Annotated in this window: 19 protein-coding genes; 12 read left to right on the top strand and 7 right to left on the bottom strand. The window is 66.9% G+C overall.

Translation table 11 applies throughout. The annotated features are described in order from the left end of the window. The first annotated feature begins 145 nt into the window (after positions 1 to 145). From M1247_RS13275 to M1247_RS13265, 3 genes are read left to right on the top strand one after another with little or no spacing between them, the layout of a single operon-like run. On the top strand, positions 146 to 727 hold the full coding sequence (locus tag M1247_RS13275) for a biotin transporter BioY (RefSeq protein ID WP_317156809.1): 582 nt from the start codon (positions 146 to 148) through the stop codon (positions 725 to 727). Further along, positions 720 to 1,415 carry an energy-coupling factor ABC transporter ATP-binding protein gene (locus tag M1247_RS13270; RefSeq protein ID WP_317156808.1) on the top strand — a complete coding sequence of 232 codons (696 nt, stop codon included), beginning with the start codon at positions 720 to 722 and terminating at the stop codon, positions 1,413 to 1,415. Before M1247_RS13275 ends, M1247_RS13270 begins: the two co-directional genes overlap by 8 nt. After that, positions 1,412 to 2,014, top strand: coding sequence for an energy-coupling factor transporter transmembrane component T family protein (locus M1247_RS13265; protein ID WP_317156807.1), 603 nt, complete (start codon positions 1,412 to 1,414; stop codon positions 2,012 to 2,014). Before M1247_RS13270 ends, M1247_RS13265 begins: the two co-directional genes overlap by 4 nt. 9 nt (positions 2,015 to 2,023) lie before the next feature. Here M1247_RS13265 and M1247_RS13260 read toward each other — a convergent pair whose 3' ends face one another. From M1247_RS13260 to M1247_RS13245, 4 genes are read right to left on the bottom strand one after another with little or no spacing between them, the layout of a single operon-like run. Further along, positions 2,024 to 3,235, bottom strand: a complete 1,212-nt coding sequence (locus M1247_RS13260) for an acyl-CoA dehydrogenase family protein (RefSeq protein WP_317156806.1) — start codon at positions 3,233 to 3,235, stop codon at positions 2,024 to 2,026. Between the two features lie 24 nt (positions 3,236 to 3,259). Further along, on the bottom strand, positions 3,260 to 3,865 hold the full coding sequence (locus M1247_RS13255; protein ID WP_317156805.1) for a TetR/AcrR family transcriptional regulator: 606 nt from the start codon (positions 3,863 to 3,865) through the stop codon (positions 3,260 to 3,262). A 56-nt stretch (positions 3,866 to 3,921) separates the two neighbouring features. Beyond that, entirely contained in the window at positions 3,922 to 4,122 is a 201-nt protein-coding gene (locus M1247_RS13250) for a hypothetical protein (protein ID WP_317156804.1), read from the bottom strand. Positions 4,123 to 4,141: 19 nt separating this feature from the next. After that, positions 4,142 to 4,813 (bottom strand): nitroreductase family protein, encoded by a 672-nt coding sequence (locus tag M1247_RS13245; RefSeq protein WP_317156803.1) that lies wholly within the window; start codon positions 4,811 to 4,813, stop codon positions 4,142 to 4,144. A gap of 188 nt (positions 4,814 to 5,001) precedes the next feature. Here M1247_RS13245 and M1247_RS13240 point away from each other — a divergent pair, with 188 nt between their 5' ends. Continuing rightward, positions 5,002 to 6,387: a 13E12 repeat family protein gene (locus M1247_RS13240; RefSeq protein ID WP_317156802.1), complete on the top strand. Its 1,386-nt coding sequence runs from the start codon at positions 5,002 to 5,004 to the stop codon at positions 6,385 to 6,387. Between the two features lie 29 nt (positions 6,388 to 6,416). Here M1247_RS13240 and M1247_RS13235 read toward each other — a convergent pair whose 3' ends face one another. Then, entirely contained in the window at positions 6,417 to 7,190 is a 774-nt protein-coding gene (locus tag M1247_RS13235; RefSeq protein WP_317156801.1) for a DeoR/GlpR family DNA-binding transcription regulator, read from the bottom strand. Positions 7,191 to 7,289: 99 nt separating this feature from the next. Between M1247_RS13235 and M1247_RS13230 the strand changes: the two genes are divergently transcribed. Genes M1247_RS13230 through M1247_RS13200 form a run of 7 tightly spaced genes read left to right on the top strand, consistent with a single transcriptional unit; the run spans position 7,290 to position 13,557 of the window. Then, positions 7,290 to 8,861: an FGGY family carbohydrate kinase gene (locus M1247_RS13230; protein ID WP_317156800.1), complete on the top strand. Its 1,572-nt coding sequence runs from the start codon at positions 7,290 to 7,292 to the stop codon at positions 8,859 to 8,861. Next, positions 8,861 to 10,315, top strand: a complete 1,455-nt coding sequence (locus M1247_RS13225) for an NAD(P)/FAD-dependent oxidoreductase (RefSeq protein WP_317156799.1) — start codon at positions 8,861 to 8,863, stop codon at positions 10,313 to 10,315. The genes M1247_RS13230 and M1247_RS13225 overlap by 1 nt, the downstream gene beginning before the upstream one ends. Beyond that, complete coding sequence (locus M1247_RS13220; protein ID WP_317156798.1) at positions 10,312 to 11,094, top strand: FAD-dependent oxidoreductase; 783 nt, start codon at positions 10,312 to 10,314, stop codon at positions 11,092 to 11,094. The genes M1247_RS13225 and M1247_RS13220 overlap by 4 nt, the downstream gene beginning before the upstream one ends. Beyond that, the gene (locus M1247_RS13215; RefSeq protein WP_317156797.1) at positions 11,091 to 11,321 is read left to right on the top strand and encodes a hypothetical protein; all 231 of its coding nucleotides are present in this window, start codon (positions 11,091 to 11,093) and stop codon (positions 11,319 to 11,321) included. Before M1247_RS13220 ends, M1247_RS13215 begins: the two co-directional genes overlap by 4 nt. 45 nt (positions 11,322 to 11,366) lie before the next feature. Beyond that, complete coding sequence (locus M1247_RS13210) at positions 11,367 to 12,629, top strand: ethanolamine utilization protein EutH (RefSeq protein ID WP_317156796.1); 1,263 nt, start codon at positions 11,367 to 11,369, stop codon at positions 12,627 to 12,629. 24 nt (positions 12,630 to 12,653) lie between these two features. After that, positions 12,654 to 13,124 (top strand): DUF309 domain-containing protein, encoded by a 471-nt coding sequence (locus tag M1247_RS13205; RefSeq protein WP_317156795.1) that lies wholly within the window; start codon positions 12,654 to 12,656, stop codon positions 13,122 to 13,124. Positions 13,125 to 13,173: 49 nt separating this feature from the next. Continuing rightward, on the top strand, positions 13,174 to 13,557 hold the full coding sequence (locus M1247_RS13200) for a hypothetical protein (RefSeq protein WP_317156794.1): 384 nt from the start codon (positions 13,174 to 13,176) through the stop codon (positions 13,555 to 13,557). Here the strand turns inward: M1247_RS13200 and M1247_RS13195 are convergent. Further along, positions 13,547 to 14,200: a potassium channel family protein gene (locus tag M1247_RS13195; RefSeq protein WP_317157029.1), complete on the bottom strand. Its 654-nt coding sequence runs from the start codon at positions 14,198 to 14,200 to the stop codon at positions 13,547 to 13,549. The genes M1247_RS13200 and M1247_RS13195 overlap by 11 nt on opposite strands. A 120-nt stretch (positions 14,201 to 14,320) precedes the next feature. Between M1247_RS13195 and M1247_RS13190 the strand changes: the two genes are divergently transcribed. Next, positions 14,321 to 15,817 (top strand): potassium/proton antiporter, encoded by a 1,497-nt coding sequence (locus tag M1247_RS13190; protein ID WP_317156793.1) that lies wholly within the window; start codon positions 14,321 to 14,323, stop codon positions 15,815 to 15,817. Between the two features lie 13 nt (positions 15,818 to 15,830). Here M1247_RS13190 and M1247_RS13185 read toward each other — a convergent pair whose 3' ends face one another. Then, positions 15,831 to 16,247 carry a DUF5313 domain-containing protein gene (locus M1247_RS13185; RefSeq protein WP_317156792.1) on the bottom strand — a complete coding sequence of 139 codons (417 nt, stop codon included), beginning with the start codon at positions 16,245 to 16,247 and terminating at the stop codon, positions 15,831 to 15,833.

The following is a 16,247-nucleotide window of genomic DNA, read 5'->3' as shown; positions in this document are numbered from 1 at the left end:
CTCCATTGACGTCGGGACGATGGCCTAAGCCTGGGGTCGCCGACGAGGCAGGCGAGCGCTCAACATGTAAGTGATCTTGTGACGGTTCTTACACTCTGTACCGGCCGATTTAGGCGATCCGGGACCGGCGACCATAATTTGCCGAATGCACACGAAGGCGGATCTGACCCAGGCCGCTGTCTTCGCCGCACTGATCGCCGCCCTCGGCCTTCCCGGCACCATGACGATCGGTCCCACCGGGGTCCCGATCACACTGCAGACGCTCGGAGTGATGCTGGCCGGGTCGATCCTCGGCGCTCGCAAGGGGGCATTCGCCGTCGGACTGTTCGCGATCCTGGCGCTGGCCGGTCTGCCCATCCTGGCCGGCGGCCGCACGGGGTTGGTGTCGCTGGCCTCGCCGACCGCCGGGTTCTTTGTCGGCTGGCTGCCCGCGGTGCTGCTGATCGGCGCCTGCACGGCGGTGATGATGCCCCGGTATTCGGTCCTGTGGGGAATCGTGATCAACGTGGTCGGCGGCATGGCGGTGATCTACGTCTTCGGCACGATCGGGTTGATGTTGCGGACCGACATGTCCTGGTGGGCCGCGCTGTCGACGAACGGAATCTATGTGGTCGGCGACATCGCCAAAGCAGTGATGACCGCGTTTGTGGCCGCGCAGGTGCACCGCGCGCGGCCTGGTCTCATCGCGCCGTGGCGATGGCGCCGTGCCGGTGTGGCCGATGGCTGACGACGAGCAGGCCGGCGTCGTCTTCGACGGCGTCACGCACGCATTCGGGGAACGCCCGGTGCTACGCGACATTTCGCTCACCCTCACCGAGCGCCGGATCGGTGTCCTCGGCGCGAACGGCAGCGGCAAGTCGACGCTTGCGCGCATGGTCAACGGGCTGGTGCTCCCCGATCGCGGTGCAGTGCGCGTCCACGGCCTCGATACCCGGCGATCCGTCCGCAAGGTCCGCCGCAACGTCGGCTTCGTCTTCACCGACCCGGATCGTCAGATCCTGATGCCGACCGTCGCCGAGGACATCGAACTCTCGTTGTCGCGTCACGGCCTGAGCCGCGACGAGCGCACCGATCGCACGCGTCGGGTGCTGGACCGGTTCGGCCTGACCGATCATGCGGATCATCCGGCGCATCTGCTCTCGGGTGGTCAGAAACAGTTGCTGGCGTTGGCGACGGTCCTGGTCACCGAACCGGGCATCGTGGTGGCCGATGAACCGACGACGCTGCTCGACGTGCGCAACTCCCGGATGCTGCGCACGGCCTTCGCGACGCTGGACAACCAGCTCATCGTGGTGACCCATGACCTGGACCTGGTCGAGGACTTCGACCGTGTCATCGTCCTCGAAGAGGGAAAGATCGCAGCAGACGATGCGCCGTCGGCCGCTCTCTCGGCCTACCGAAGGCTCATGGCATGACCGTGCTGGGGGTTTATCAACCGGGAAGCTCTCTGCTGCACCGGATGCCGGCCGGGGTCAAACTGCTGGCGCTGGGTGCGGTGATCGCGGTGATGTCCGTCTTGGTCGACTCGCCCACCCGGCTCGGTGTGGCCGCCGTGGGTGTCGTGGCGATCATCGCCGTCGCGCGCCTCGGTGCCCGCAGCGTCGTCACCCAGCTGCGCCCGGTGCTCTGGGTGGTCTTGTTCATCTTCGGTTTCCAATTGCTGTTCACCGATTGGCACCGCGCGCTCGTGGTGTGCGGAACGCTGTTGCTGTCGGTGGCGCTGGCAGCGGTGGTCACCTCGACCACCCGCACCACCGACATGCTGGCGGCGATGACCCGGGGCATGCGGCCGCTGGCCAGGGTCGGCGTCCCCGTCGAACAGGTCGCCATGGCACTGGCCCTGGCCATCCGGTCGATCCCCCTGATGATCGAGACTGTGCGCCAGGTCGAGGAGGCCCGCCGCGCAAGGGGTTTGCGCTTCTCACCCCGCATCGTGGTCACGCCCGTGGTGGTCAACGCGCTGCGTACCGCCGACGGCTTCGCCGAGGCGCTCAGCGCCCGCGGTCTGGACTGAGCACCCGCATTACCGAATCGACAAGCCGGTGATGGCCCGCGATATCACCAGCCGCTGAATCTCGCTGGTGCCCTCGAAGATCGTGAAGATCTTTGCGTCGCGGTGCATCCGCTCGACCGGATAGTCGCGGGTGTACCCGTTGCCACCGAGGATCTGGATCGCCTCATCGGTGACGTACACCGCGGTCTCGCTGGCCACGAGTTTGGCCATCGAGCCTTCCGCGTTGTCGAAGCTCTGGTTATTACGCGCCATCCACCCGGCCCGCCACACCAGTAGCCGGGCCGCGTCGATCCGGCTCTTCATGTCGGCGAGTTTGAAGGCAACGGCTTGGAACTCACCGATCTTGCGGCCGAATTGTTCGCGCTGGCAGGCATAGTCGAGGGCGTACTCGTAGGCGGCGCGGGCCACACCGATGGCCATGGCGCCGACGCTGGGGCGCGTGCGTTCGAAGGTCTTCATCGCAGCCTGGCCGCCGGTCGCGGCGCCGGACTTGACGCGCGCGATCCGGTCCTCGAATTTCTCCCTGCCGCCGAGGATCAGGTCCTCGGACAGGCGCACGTTGTCCAGCACGACTTCGGCGGTGTGCGAGGCGCGGATGCCGTGCTTCTTGAATTTCTGCCCTTGCACGAGACCGTGGGTGTCGGGCGGGATGATGAATGTCGCCTGCCCGCGTGAGCCGAGTTCGGGATAGACCGACGCGACCACGATGTGCACGTTGGCGATTCCGCCGTTGGTGGCCCAGGTTTTGGTGCCGTTGAGCACCCATTCGCGGGTCGCCTCGTCATACCGCGCCCTGGTGCGGATGGCGCCTACGTCAGACCCCGCGTCGGGCTCCGAGGAGCAGAAGGCGCCCAGCTTGGGCTCGCCGGCTGTCCCGAACATTTCCGGCAGCCAGCGGCCCAGTTGCTCGGGAGTTCCGTTGCCTGCCAGGGCAGCTGCGGCCAGGCCAGTGCCCAGGATCGACAGCGCGATGCCCGCGTCACCCCAGAACAGCTCCTCGAACACCGTGAGCATGCCCAGTCCGGTCGGTTCGGCGGCCTGCTGCGCGAACAGTTCGGGGGAGTAGAGGCCCACCTTGGCGGCCTCCTGGATGACGGGCCAGGGGGTTTCCTCGCGCTCGTCCCATTCGGACGCTGCCGGGCGGACGACTTCGGCCGCGAATCGGTGCACCCAGTCGCGCACCTCGATGACGTCGTCGCTCAGTTGTAGTGAGAAGGTCACTTCGCTCCTGAAATAGATTGGTGATCAGTGGGTTTCAGTCTGGTGGTGGAGAACGCTGACCGTCTGCAGGACCCAGGCCTCGAAGAAGCGGTCGTCGTCGACATTGCCGGGCGACCGGCCGGTCAGGGCCCGCAACGTGGCGGCGTACGACAGGGAGGCGATCGCGACCGCGGCCGTCGCCTCGGGATCGGGAATGTGGGTGCGGCCGGCACGATTGGACGCGGTGAGCTCGTCGGCGAACCGTTGGTAGGCGTTGTCGGTGATGACCTGCCAACTCTTGTGGTCGAGTTCGCCGAGTTCATCAGGCTCGCGCATCATGACCCGGATCAACTCTTCACTTTGGGTGAGGTTGTTCCAGATCAGCTCGCCGGCGGTGCGGACCGCCTGTTCGACGGTCTGCACCTTCTCGGAGTCGTACTGCTCGCGGGCCGTCACGATGCTGTCGATCCGATGGGTCACCGCTGCTTCGAGCAGCTCACGCTTGGAGCCGAAATGCTTGTAGAGGGCGCCGGATCCCGGCGCGAGACCGGAAGCCAGCTGGATCTCGGCCACCGATGTCGCCGCGTAGCCCTTGGCGGCGAAGAGCTTCAGCGCAGCGGCCAGGAGGCGCTCGCGCCCCGAGGCGGACATAGGTGAGAGAGTATTCACTCACCAATGGGTTGGCAAGACTTCCAGGTCTAGTTCATCTACGTCTTGTTCATCCGCCACCCGGCCAACGCGATCGCGACGCCGATCAGCAGGATGATCGGGCCGAGGATCGACCAGGTGGTGGTGTTGCTCATCGGGCTTCCGCCGACGAACCCGAACCCCTGCAACGCGAACAGGAGTCCGGAAAGGCCGACGAACACACCCACGATGCCGAGCACAACAGCAATGACAGTGCGCATCCCTCGACGGTAGCCCCAGTCAGCCGCGTTTGGGTCGGGCACCTCGGCCGTGGGCGATGTCGGCGCGCTGAGGATCCCAGCGGTTACGGAACACCACGTCGGTGATGGGGCGCCGGCGAACGGGACCATGGTGCCCACGCGGCCAGCCGATCACCGCATGCCCGGCCAGGAACCACTCGTCCGGAATGCCGATCGCGTCGCGGAGTACCTGCTCACCGCCGTAGGACGCCCAACTGGTGAAGCAGGCACCCAATCCGTGGGCGCGGGCCGCGAGATAGAAGTTCTGCATGGCGGGATAGATCGATCCGCCCTGCAGATACTCGGATGCGAACTCAGTCTTGTACGCGGTGAACAAGATTGACGTGTACTGACCGGCGCGATCGTGCAGTTCGTAGGTGGCGCGGTTGTTGCGCGCCGCGCGGCTCTGATCATCGTCGGTCGGCCTGCTCATACCGTAGATCGATTCGATTTTCTCCAGCGCCATCCTGGCCGCTTCGGCGACCGCGCGGCGTTGTTCGGGCGCGTCGAGCACGATGAAGCGCCACAGCTGCGCGTTCGCACCGTTGGGCGCCCACGTCGCCGCCTCGAGGCAGTCGTCGAGCGTCGCGTCATCGATCGGCTCGTCGGTGAATCGGCGGATCGATCGGGCGGTGGACAGCACTTCCCAGACGTCGTTGGTCGGATCCGGCATGTCATTGGTGTACTCGACACACACGCGCATGTCGAGGGCTTTCGCGGCCTACCACATGGCACCGACAGATTGTGCTTCTCGCATGGCTGCGGCGGCCGGGTTATCCACAATCGTTGTTTCATCCCCATATTGCGCGGTGTGGGTTCGGCGGGCCTGTTTTCGGTGCGGCTGTTGGATAGCGTTGCGGTATGGGGCAATACATCACCGGTGCGGTAGCGCGCGAGAAGTTCTGCGCGCTCGCTGATCAGGTGGATGCTGCCTACGAAGAGATGCGGGAGTTGTGCTCCGATGAGGTGGGCAATGCGTTCCGCGTCGAATTGGCCGAACGGCTGGAGGCACAGGAGCGGACCAACCGCGGCCTTATGTACCGGGTGTTCGGCGAGATGGCCGACCCGCCCGACGAGGTGGGCGTGGCCCCTGTCCTCGCCGACCGGCTGTGGGCACGCCTGCGCATCCCGCCCAAGGAGATCAAGCGCCGCATGAAGATGGCCGCGCGGCTGCGTCCGCGTAGGCAACTGGTCGGCCCGCCGGCTCCGCCCGAGCTTCCGCTGGTCGCCGAGGGCCTCGAATCCGGCACGCTCGGTGAGGATCACCTGGCCGTGATCTGCCGGGCGATGGATCGGCTGCCCTCGTGTGTGTCCACCGCGGATCGAGCTGACGTGGAAGCCAGTCTGGTGGGTGAGGCCGCCAAGAATGACGCCGAGATCGTCAAGGCCGCCGGTCAGCACATCGACGAGATCTTCAATCCCGACGGCGTTTACGACGAATCCGACCGGGCCCGTCGCCGCGGAGTACAGCTCGGCCCGCAAGGCCCGGACGGAATGTCGCGGGTATGGGGGTGGATTGACCCGGAGACCCGCTGCTATGTCGAGGCGTCCACCGCCGCTGTGCGGCCCGGTCGACACCTGCCCGATGGCACGTTGGCCGAGGTGCGTGACGAGCGCACCGCCTCACAGCGCTGCCACGACGGGATCAAGCTCGGTCTGAAAGCCGGCCTCGCCTCCGGCGAGTTGGGTCGACACCGTGGCCACCCGGTCACGGTGATCGTCCGGACCACCTTGGCTGAACTCGATCAGGCCGCCCACGCCGTCACCAATGCAGACATACCGATGCCACCGCCGGCCCGCACCGGCGGTGACACTGCGCTGCCGATGCGCGACCTGATCAGGATGGCGGCCGACGGCGCCATCCACTATCTGGCGGTGTTCGAGAACCACACCGAGCGGCCCCTGTATCTCGGTCGCCAAAAGCGGATCGCCACTGTGGACCAGCGCATCATCTGCTACGCCCGCGACGGCGGTTGCACGCGGCCAAATTGTCGGGAACCCGGTTATCACAGCGAGGTTCACCACAGTCCCGACTGGACTCCGGACGGCGCCACCGATGCGGACAAGCTGTTCTTCGCGTGTGGGCCCGACCATGCGCGGGTCACTGACGGTCACCTCCGCACCGTGGTCAGCGAGACCGGGCGGCTCGCCTGGACCGACGGCACCACGCCACCTGCTATCAACCACGCCCATCACCCGGACGAGCTGCTGCGCGGAGACTCGGACCCGCCTGGCGGTCGGGTTTGAATGCGCGCTGAGCCCCCCGCGCGCTGAGCTTAGGTCTGAATCACTTCGACCTCGGCGGCACGCAGCTGTTCCTGCCACTCGTCGCTGAGTTGATTGGTTACCAGCACATCGATTTCGGACCAGCCCAGTGTTCCGGCGCGGGAACGGTGCCCGATCTTCGCGCCGTCGGCGAGCACCACGACGCGTCGGCCCTGCCGGGCCATCGCTGCGGCGACCTCGGCATCGGGCAGGCCGTTGAAGCGCGCCCCCAGTTCGGGATCGAGCCCGTCGCAACCGAGAAAAGTGGTGTCGACGGTCAACTGAGACAGCGCTGCAGTGGCCAGCGGGCCGACGGTGCCGAACGAGGAACCCCGCAGCGCGCCACCGATCACGACCACCTCGAGCACCGACAGGCTGGCCAATCGTTCGCCGATGTTGAGCCCGGTGGTGGCCACCCACAGTGGTTGCGCCTGGGAGACCAGCTCCTCGGCCAGGGCTAGTGTGGTGCTGCCGTCGTTGAGCAGTAGCGACGACCGCGGCTCGACAAGCCCGGCCGCGGCCAGTGCGATCGCACCTTTCTCCCGGGCGTTCCGCATGCGGCGTAACTCGAACGCTTCGTCCAGCGTGCTCGATGCCGAGGTCAGCGACGCACCGCCGCGGACACGCTTGATGAGACCGCGCTTTTCCAGCAGTGCCAGATCGCGGCGGATGGTGGGCGCGCTGGCGTTGGTCGCACGTTGCATGTCGTCGATCGACGCGAACTGTTGACGAGAGAGCAGCTCCAGCAGGTGCGCGTAGCGCTCCTCGGCATGTTGGTCGGCCACGCACACACTCTATCCCGATCAATAACGATCAAATTATTGCTGAATGTGATCGTTTATGATCTTATCGTGCGATCGCTCGCTCGTTGTGGAGGACTTCGTATGGATGCGCATCAGACGGCTGCGCCGACGCGTCACGGCTCGGTGACCCGGGTGTGGGCGGGCATCGACCAAGGCACGACGAGCACCCGCACCAATCTGTATGACGACTCCGGCCGGTGCGTCGCGACCGCGCGGCGAGCATCCCTGACCACGCATCCCCGGCCAGGCTGGGATGAACAAGATGGCGACGCACTCGTCGAGGCCATCGAGGAAACCCTGCGGGAAGCCGTCGCCGCCGTGCCCGGCGCCGAACTCGCCGGGATCGGCCTGGCCAACCAGGGTGAATCGATCATCGCGTTCGATCGCCGTACCGGCGAACCGCTCTCACCGGCGATCTTGTGGTCAGACCGGCGCGCAGGCCCGATCGTCGACGACGTGCTGGCGACCTCGGCGGCACCGCGGATCGAGGAGGTCACCGGGTTACGCCTGGATCCCTACTACTCCGCGGCGCGGATCGCGTGGGCACTGCTCAACCTGCCTGCGGTCACCGCTGCCGCGGCCGCAGGCACCCTGGCCATCGGCACCCTCGACGCGTTCTTCATCCATCGGCTGACGGGCGGGGCGTATCTCACCGATCCGTCCACGGCCAGCCGCACACAGTTGATGGCGCTCGACGATCTGTGTTTCGACGCGGCAACTGCCGCCGCGTTCGGCGTAGATATCACCCTGCTTCCCCAGATCGTCGATACGGTCCTGCCCGATCCGCTGCCGACCACGCTGGGAGCGCCGCTGTACGCGAACGCGGTCGACCAGCTCGCCGCGCTCGCGGCTCTCGGTGCGATAGCCCCGGGTGACACCAAGATCACCTATGGCACAGGGTGTTTCATCGACACCAATGTCGGGGCCCGGCCGCGTCGCCCGGGGCACGGTCTGATGCCGACCTACGGATGGACCGTCCCCGGTGAACCCAAGGCGTGGGCCATCGAAGGTGGCGTCTTCTGCGCCGCGACCGCCGTGGACTGGCTGGTCAGCCTCGGACTTGCCGGAGACGCCTCAGCGGTCGCAGCGCTGGCGGCCGCCTCCACAGCGGTCGGAAACCACGACCTGCGCATGCAACATCCACTCTTTCTGCCCAGCTTCACCGGAATCGGTGCGCCGTGGTGGCGACCCGAGGCAGCTGGCGTGCTCGCGGGCCTGCGCGCCTCCACGGGCAGGGAAGACCTGGCGTTCGCCGTCGTCGACGGAATCGCGCACCGCGTCGCCGACGTCGTCGACTCCATCGACGCCGAACTCGGGACGCGGGCGACGCTGCGTGCCGACGGCGGACTGAGCGCCAACCGGGTGCTCATGCAACGGCAAGCCGACCTGTGCGGCCGCCCCATCGCGGTCGCCGATCACCACGACAACACCGCGGCAGGCGTGGCCGGACTGGCCGCCATCGGTGCCGGTGAACTGGACCTCGCCGGACTGGCGGCCCGGGCCCGATTCAGCTGCACCGTCGAGCCGACCCTCACCGAGCATCAACGCGAACTCGAGCGGGACCGGTGGCGTGCGTTCGTCGAAGCAACGCCCGCGCTGGAGCCACCCGCGCTGATTACCGCCGCCCAACGGCGGCCCGAGGAACGGATTTGATGAGCACACAGCATTACGACATCGCGGTCATCGGCGCGGGCGTCATCGGGGCGGCCATCGCCGCCGAACTGTCCCGCCACGCCGTGCGCGTGGTCTGGTTCGAGGCCGCGCACGACGTCGCCGAAGGTGCGAGTAAGGCCAACTCCGCCATTGCCTGCAGCGGCTACGATATGCCGGCGGGAAGCCTTGAATCACAATTGATTCGGGAGTCCAGCCCCGACTGGGAAAGTCTCTGTCGAGCCTTGGACGTGCCGTTCCGTCGCATCGGGGCGTTGTCGCTGGCGTTCGATGACGACGACGCGCAGTCCTTGCAGCGGCTCGCCGCCCAGGCTGCCGACGCCGGCGTCGACACCGAATTCCTCTCCGGCGCCGCGCTGCGCCGGGAAGCCGAAACCGCTGCACCCACCGCGGTGCAGGCCCTGCACGTGCCGGCAGAGGCCATCATCGATCCCATCCGCCTGACCATCGGCCTCGCCAAACTCGCTGTGGCCAACGGTGTGGAGCTGCGGCGCTCCGCCCCGGTCGCCGGATTCTGGCATCACGCGTCCGGCGAGATCAGCCACGTCGTCACGCCGACCGGCGTGGTATCGGTGGGCGCAGTCGTGAATGCCGCGGGGGTCAACGCCGACCGGATCACCGATGCCGCGGACGCCGAGTCCTTCACGATGTGGCCGCGCAAAGGGCAGTTCCTGTTGCTGGACCGCGCGGTGGGGCACCTGGTCCCCAAGATCATGTGCACCGCACCCACCCCACATACCCGTGGGATCTACGCGGTGCCGACCACGAACCGCACCGTGCTCGTCGGACCCACCGCGGTGGACGGGGAGGACCGCGCCGACAAGAGCACCGACGCCGACACCCTCGAATCGGTGTGGGAGCGGGCCCAACGGCTGCTGCCCGACATCGATCGCCGCTACGTCACCAAGGCCTTTTCCGGTCTGCGACCGGCCAGCGATACCACCTATCGTCTCGAAGTCTCACCGAAGGTGCCAAACCTGGTGCACGCGGCGGGAATCCGATCCACGGGCGTGTCGTCGGCGCCGGCGGTGGCGCGGTACGTCGGTGACCTCATCAATCGCAACATCATCGAGTTGACCCCTCGGCCAGACGCCGGAACAGCGATCCCCGCCCTGCCCCGCCTGGCCGAGTGCGCCACCGATGACGCGGCGCGCCGCTTCGCCTGCCGCCCGTCGACGGCGCCCGATGAGCACCCCATGGTCGTGTGTGCGTGCGAACACGTCACCGCGGCCGAGATCGCCGCCGAATGCCGCGGCCCGGTTCCGGCCACCTCGCTGGACGGGATCCGCAAGCGGACCCGCGCGATGGCCGGACGCTGCCAGGGCGCGTACTGCTCGGTCGGCGTCAGCTTCATCCTGTCGGCAGCCACCGGGGAGCAACCCGGGGAGATCCACCAGGGTGAACCCGGCTCACAGTGGCAGGGCGGTGCGCGATGACCAGACTGCGTATCGCCGTAGCCGGGTCCGGCCTGGCCGGGCTGCATACCGCCGTCACCCTCAGCGACTCCGCCGACGTGACCGTCTACGAGCGGCTGCCCGTCCCGGGGGGCGAGCATTGGGAGGACCCCGAACACCGCCGCATGGTCCGTCGAGCGCACAGGAACGGCGTGCGGTTTCGTGCAGGCACCCAGGTGATCCGATGGGAAGGCGATCAGCTGCTCGCGATCGGTGAACACGGCGGCGTCATGGCCGCCGACTCATTGGTCGTCGCCACCGGACACCGGCCGTCCACCCGCACCGAACTCGGCATCAACGGCGACCGCTGCGCCGGCGTCGTCCCTGCCACCCTTGCGCTGCATCTGCTCAAACAGCAGGTGCACCTTGGCGACAACGTCGTGGTCGCCACCGGATCGCACTGGTCTGACGAGTGCATCGCAGAGCTGGGGCCGGCGACGTCGGTGGTGGCGATCGATGCCGGCACACGGCTGGTCGCCACCCACGGCATGCCCCGGATCACCGGCGTCTCCATCGAATCGGCCAGTGGCATAACTTATCTCGAGTGTGACTGCCTCATCCTCGGAACAGCTCCAGTTCCGTACCGCAACATCGACGGAGCGATCCTCGACGACGCGCCGGCCGTCTACGCACAACGCGTGGCCGATGAGCATGAGCCACCGGGCCGGCTCGGAATCCGGGCGGCGCACCAGGCCCTCGCGCATGCCAACAACCAGCTCACCCATACCCCAGTCACCCCCAGGATCGGACTGCCCCAATGAAAGTGACGTCTCCGGTAGGAGAATTCCCCTACACCTTCGAACGAATCCGCATCGAGGGCACACACCTGGTCGCCGAGGGCCGCATGGGCACCTGGCCGGCCCGGATCGAGGTCGGCGTCGCCGACATCCCCCCGGCCATCCGGATCGGCGCACTCGCGGCCGCAGCGGGCGGCCTGCTCACCGCCGCCATCGGACGTCGTCGGAAGCTCAAGTCCCGCAAGGTATAACAGCTCCACGCCACTGTTCAACATTTCAGGAAGGAAGAACGGCCCATGGCCCAACTCGGGAATGTCGTCATCTATCTGATGATGGCGTTCGTACTCATCGGTGCGTGCGCACTGGCATTCCGTGGTGATCGGGGAATCGGACGCGAGTTCAAAGAGGGCCTGTATGCCCTTGGGCCGCTGTTCATCCCGGTAGCAGGTATTATGGCCGGCCTGCCCTACCTGGCCTGGTTCGTCGAGAATGTGCTCGGCAAGCTGTACGAACCGTTCGGCGCCGACGCGGCGATGGCAGCGACCACGCTCATCGCCAGCGACATGGGCGCCTACCAGCTCGCCGAGCGGACCGCCGACTCCACCGGCGTGTGGATCACCGCGACCATCACCGGCTTTCTGGCCGGCGCGACGATTTCCTACATCATCCCGGTGGGACTGGCGATCCTCGATGTCCGCGACCACAAGTACTTCGCGCTGGGCATCATGAGTGGCATTCTCACGGTGCCGGTCGGTGTCATAGTGACCATGGGCATCCTGCTGGCCACGGGAACGCCCTTGCGCCCCACGGTCACCACCGACGGACCGTCGACGGCGACGCTGGACGGGTTCTCCATCGGCGACGTGCTGCTGAACCTGCTGCCCGTCATGCTCGTGACCGTGGCCATCGCGATCGGTCTGTACTTCTTCACCCGGGCGATGGTCACCGGGTTCATCTGGTTCGGCAAGGGCCTCAACGCGGCCATCTACCTGGTGCTGGCCGTATCCATCGTCGACCATGTCACCGGCTTCTTCAGTGAGAGCTTCAGCTGGTGGGGCTTCGAGCCGATCATCGCGACCGCCGACGATCAGATGCGTCCGCTCGAAGTCGTCGGCAACATCGCGATCGTGCTCGCCGGAGCCTTCCCGCTGGTCTATGCGATCCGCACCTATGCGGACAAGCCGCTGACCGCCGTCGGTAGGCGGCTTGGCATCAGCACCGAAGGCACCACCGGCCTGTTGGCGGCGACCACCAACATGCTGGCCGCCTTCCACCTGGTCAAGGACATGCCGGCCAAGGACAAGGTGCTCGTCGTCGCGTTCGGCACGACCTGCTCGGCACTGATCGGCGATCACCTCGCCTTCACCGCCAACTTCCAACCGAACCTCATCGGGCCGCTGATGATCGGCAAGATCGTCGCAGGCGTCACCGCCATGCTGCTCGCGGTGTGGATCGCGGTGCCCACCGCCCAGCGCATCGAACGGGAGCGCGCGGAAGCCGAGGAAGCGGAGGAGGAGCCCGAGCCCGACGCCGCGGAACCCACCTACGCGCGGGACTGATCACCGCATTGCCATGATGGGTGGATGACAGGACGCGATCGCGACGAGTCCGGACGGCCCGTGAGCTCGCGTCCCCGCGATGCCCTGGGTCGACCACTCCCGCGCGGGAGCGAAGGTGTGCCCCGGATCCCGGAGGATCTGGACCTGCCGCCGGCGCGCACGCTGGCTTACGCCCAGGACCTGATCGACCGCGGTTTGGCGTTCAACGCTCATGAGGTGCTCGAGGCGGCGTGGAAGAGCGGACCCGACGACGAGCGCGCGCTGTGGCAGGGCCTGGCACAGCTCGCGGTCGGAATCACGCACGTTCAGCGGGGCAATCGTGTGGGCGCGGTGAGCCTGCTGCGCCGGGCCTCGGCCCGCATCGGTGCGGACCTGACGCGGCAGCCGCACGGCATCGACGTCGCAGGACTCGTGGGTTTCGCCGATTCGCTGGCCGACGACCTCGAAGCCGGCGAGGAGATCGCGCCGGAGCGGCTGCGGCCGCGGCTCACATAACTGACGCGGGCGTAGTTTCGCTGGTTGCGCGCGGGGGTACTTCCTGTGAATGAGTACAGGGACAACGATCGCGATCATTTTCTTCATCGTCGCAGCGATTCTGGTTCTGATCGTGGTGGCGTGGGCGATCTTGGGTAAGAGGCGGCAGCAACACCGCCACGAAGAAGCCGAGAAGATCCGCGGCGAAGCGGACGTGGAATCCCGTGAGGTCCGTCGACGTGAAGCGCTTGCCGACGAGACGGCGGCCAAAGCCCGTGCCGCGCAAGCTGAAGCCGAGGTCAAGGCCGCGCAAGCCGCCAACCTCGAACAACAGGCCGCGGCCCGTCAACAGGATGTGGCGGGATCCCGTGACCGGCTGGACGAGCAGCGGGAGCGCGCCGACAAACTGGACCCGGCCACCCCGGCCCCCGACCCCGAGAGGTCTACTGGATAGCCTCACGGATGTCACTGCCCACGGATTCGTCGGCGACGAACAACAATTCATCACCGGCCTGCAACACGTCGTCGGGCCGGGGCACGATGATCCTGCTGCCGCGTTGCACGGTGACCAGCGCGGTGTTGGCAGGTAAGGCCAAGTCGGACAATCGAAGTCCAAGGATCTGGCTGTCCTCGGGCAGCGTCACTTTCGTCAGGCTCGCATGCCCCTGACGAAGGCCCATCAGGCGGACGAGGTGGCCCACATCGATGGCCCCCTCGACCCCGGCCAGCAATGCCTGTGGAGTGGAGACGGCGACGTCGACACCCCACGCCTCGGTGAAGAGCCACTCATTGCGGGCGTCGTTGACCCGTGCCACTACGCGCGGCACGCCGAACTCGCTCTTGGCCAGCAATGCCGCCGTGAGGTTCGCCTTGTCGTCGCCGGTCGCCGCGATCACCACATCGCACATCTGGAGTCCGCATTCTTCGAGTGAGGACAACTCGCAGGCGTCGGCGAGCAGCCAGTCCGCTTCGGGAACGGTGCGCGGCTCGTAGTGGCGGGGGTTCTGCTCGATCAGCAGCACCTTGTGGTGATTGGCGACGAGCTCCCTGGCAACAGACCGACCGACGGCTCCCGCGCCGGCGATCCCGATGCGCATGTAGTGCTCCTTCGTCGCACGCCGGTCGGCGCTCAGAGTCATTCTGACCCATTATCAGCGGTTACATTTACCCGCGGAGGCCCACGCCCGGTATCCGCGGGCCCGGACGGGAATTAGTACATGACCTTGGAGCAGCTGTACCTGGTGCTGCTCGCTGGTGGCCTGGTGCTGCTGGCCAGCATCACCGTGACCCGACTCGCGACGCGGGTGGGGTTACCGAGCCTTTTGCTGTTTCTGGCCGTCGGCGTCATCGTCGGCGAGGACGGGCTGGGGCTGGAGTTCGACAACTTCCGGCTCGCCGATCATCTGGGCACCGTGGCACTGGCCATCATCCTGATCGAAGGCGGCTTGACGACGCGGTTCTCCGATGTGCGCAAGCTGCTGGCCCCTGCGGCGGTGCTGGCTACGTTCGGCGTTGCGGTCAGCATGGTGGTAACCGCAGCCGGCGCGCATCTGTTGCTCGGCATGGACTGGCAGCTCGCGTTGCTGCTCGGCGCCATCGTGTCCTCCACCGACGCCGCGGCTGTGTTCTCGGTGCTTCGTATCGTGCCGCTACCGCGCCGCGTCGCCGGCCTACTGGAGGCCGAATCCGGCTTCAATGACGCGCCGGCCGTCATTTTGGTTCTGATGTTCAGCGTGACGCCGTTCGAGGTGTCGCCGGTGCACGCCCTTGCCGAGATGGTCTACGAGTTGGGCGTCGGCGCCGCGATCGGCATCGCCAGCGGACTGCTGGGCGCGGCCGCCCTGCGCCGTATCGCGCTGCCGGCCTCCGGCCTGTATCCCCTCGCGACGTTCGGGCTCGGCATGGTCGCCTTCGCCGCAGCGGGGTCGGCCCACGCCAGCGGGTTCCTCGCGGCCTATCTGAGCGCGGTCATCCTCGCCAACTCCGGGTTGCCGCACCGCTCGGCAACCCGGTCCTTCGCCGAGGGGCTCGGCTGGCTCGCGCAGATCGGGCTGTTCGTCCTGCTGGGCCTACTGGTGGATCCCGGTGAACTCGCGGCGGAGCTGGTGCCGGGCATCGTCATCGGATTCGTCCTGCTGTTGGTTGCCAGACCACTGTCGGTCGTGGCCTCGCTTGCCGGTTTCCGGATGCCGTGGCGCGAGCAGGCATTCGTTTCATGGGCCGGTCTGCGTGGCGCGGTGCCGATCGTGCTGGCAACTTTCCCGATCGTCGAGGGCGTCGCGGGCAGCGGCCGCCTGCTGAACATCGTGTTCATCCTGGTCGTGGTCTTCACCCTGATCCAGGGCCCGAGCCTGCGCCCGATCGCGCAGCGGCTGGGCTTGATTCGTCGCGACGCCGCCCGTGAGATCCAGGTGGAATCGGCGCCGCTCGATGTGCTGGAGGCCGAACTGCTGACGCTGACGGTGCTGCCGGATTCCCGGCTGCACAACGTGTCGGTTCTTGAGCTGCGGTTACCCGATCCATCGGCCATCACCTTGATCATCCGCGACGGGCACACGTTCGTCCCTCAGACCGATACGCGTATCGAAGTCGGTGATGAGCTGCTGATCGTCACCACCTCGAAGACGCGTGAAACCGCTGAGCGGAGGCTGCGCGCGGTGAGCCGGCGCGGCAAACTGGCGTACTGGTTCGACGAATACGGTGCCCCCGACTGATACCCGGTGGTGGTCAGAAGGGGCTGCTGTTCGACTGGAACCTGCCGGATTCCGGCCGTGGTCCGTAACGCCGGATGTACTCCTCGTGCATGCGGGCGTCCTTCTTGTACTTGATCTCGTCGACCAGGTTCGGATCGAGGTTGTGCTGTGCCAGCCGGTGCCTGCGCCAGACCTTGTTGAGTGCGAGCGCGATCAGCAGGGCCCAGATGTAGATCGGCACCGTCATCTCGATGTGGACGTACAAGGAGGCGGGGAGCAGCCAGAACGGCGCCAGCACGAACAGCGGCGGGATCGCCATCCGGATCATGTGCCGACGGACGGCGCCGTGATCGGCCAGGTCGTGGGCGACCCAGTCGCGCATCGAGTCCGGTAGCCGGCGGCCATAGGAGTAGGCGATGTACTGGAACAGATTCGGCCGGGTGGAGGCCAT

Origin of the sequence: Mycobacterium appelbergii (genome assembly GCF_032883035.1) — a bacterium.
GTDB classification, from domain to species: Bacteria; Actinomycetota; Actinomycetes; order Mycobacteriales; family Mycobacteriaceae; genus Mycobacterium; species Mycobacterium appelbergii.
This window is presented reverse-complemented; position numbering and strand designations above follow the sequence as displayed.

Excerpts from the sequence above, each read along its gene's own strand:
- M1247_RS13275 (WP_317156809.1), top strand. The coding sequence starts at position 146 with ATGCACACGAAGGCGGATCTGACCCAGGCCGCTGTCTTCGCCGCACTG.
- M1247_RS13270 (WP_317156808.1), top strand. The coding sequence starts at position 720 with ATGGCTGACGACGAGCAGGCCGGCGTCGTCTTCGACGGCGTCACGCAC.
- M1247_RS13265 (WP_317156807.1), top strand. The coding sequence starts at position 1,412 with ATGACCGTGCTGGGGGTTTATCAACCGGGAAGCTCTCTGCTGCACCGG.
- M1247_RS13255 (WP_317156805.1), bottom strand. The coding sequence starts at position 3,865 with ATGTCCGCCTCGGGGCGCGAGCGCCTCCTGGCCGCTGCGCTGAAGCTC.
- M1247_RS13250 (WP_317156804.1), bottom strand. The coding sequence starts at position 4,122 with ATGCGCACTGTCATTGCTGTTGTGCTCGGCATCGTGGGTGTGTTCGTC.
- M1247_RS13245 (WP_317156803.1), bottom strand. The coding sequence starts at position 4,813 with ATGCCGGATCCGACCAACGACGTCTGGGAAGTGCTGTCCACCGCCCGA.
- M1247_RS13240 (WP_317156802.1), top strand. The coding sequence starts at position 5,002 with ATGGGGCAATACATCACCGGTGCGGTAGCGCGCGAGAAGTTCTGCGCG.
- M1247_RS13230 (WP_317156800.1), top strand. The coding sequence starts at position 7,290 with ATGGATGCGCATCAGACGGCTGCGCCGACGCGTCACGGCTCGGTGACC.
- M1247_RS13225 (WP_317156799.1), top strand. The coding sequence starts at position 8,861 with ATGAGCACACAGCATTACGACATCGCGGTCATCGGCGCGGGCGTCATC.
- M1247_RS13220 (WP_317156798.1), top strand. The coding sequence starts at position 10,312 with ATGACCAGACTGCGTATCGCCGTAGCCGGGTCCGGCCTGGCCGGGCTG.
- M1247_RS13215 (WP_317156797.1), top strand. The coding sequence starts at position 11,091 with ATGAAAGTGACGTCTCCGGTAGGAGAATTCCCCTACACCTTCGAACGA.
- M1247_RS13210 (WP_317156796.1), top strand. The coding sequence starts at position 11,367 with ATGGCCCAACTCGGGAATGTCGTCATCTATCTGATGATGGCGTTCGTA.
- M1247_RS13205 (WP_317156795.1), top strand. The coding sequence starts at position 12,654 with ATGACAGGACGCGATCGCGACGAGTCCGGACGGCCCGTGAGCTCGCGT.
- M1247_RS13200 (WP_317156794.1), top strand. The coding sequence starts at position 13,174 with ATGAGTACAGGGACAACGATCGCGATCATTTTCTTCATCGTCGCAGCG.
- M1247_RS13195 (WP_317157029.1), bottom strand. The coding sequence starts at position 14,200 with ATGCGCATCGGGATCGCCGGCGCGGGAGCCGTCGGTCGGTCTGTTGCC.
- M1247_RS13190 (WP_317156793.1), top strand. The coding sequence starts at position 14,321 with ATGACCTTGGAGCAGCTGTACCTGGTGCTGCTCGCTGGTGGCCTGGTG.
- M1247_RS13185 (WP_317156792.1), bottom strand. The coding sequence starts at position 16,247 with ATGGCCTCCACCCGGCCGAATCTGTTCCAGTACATCGCCTACTCCTAT.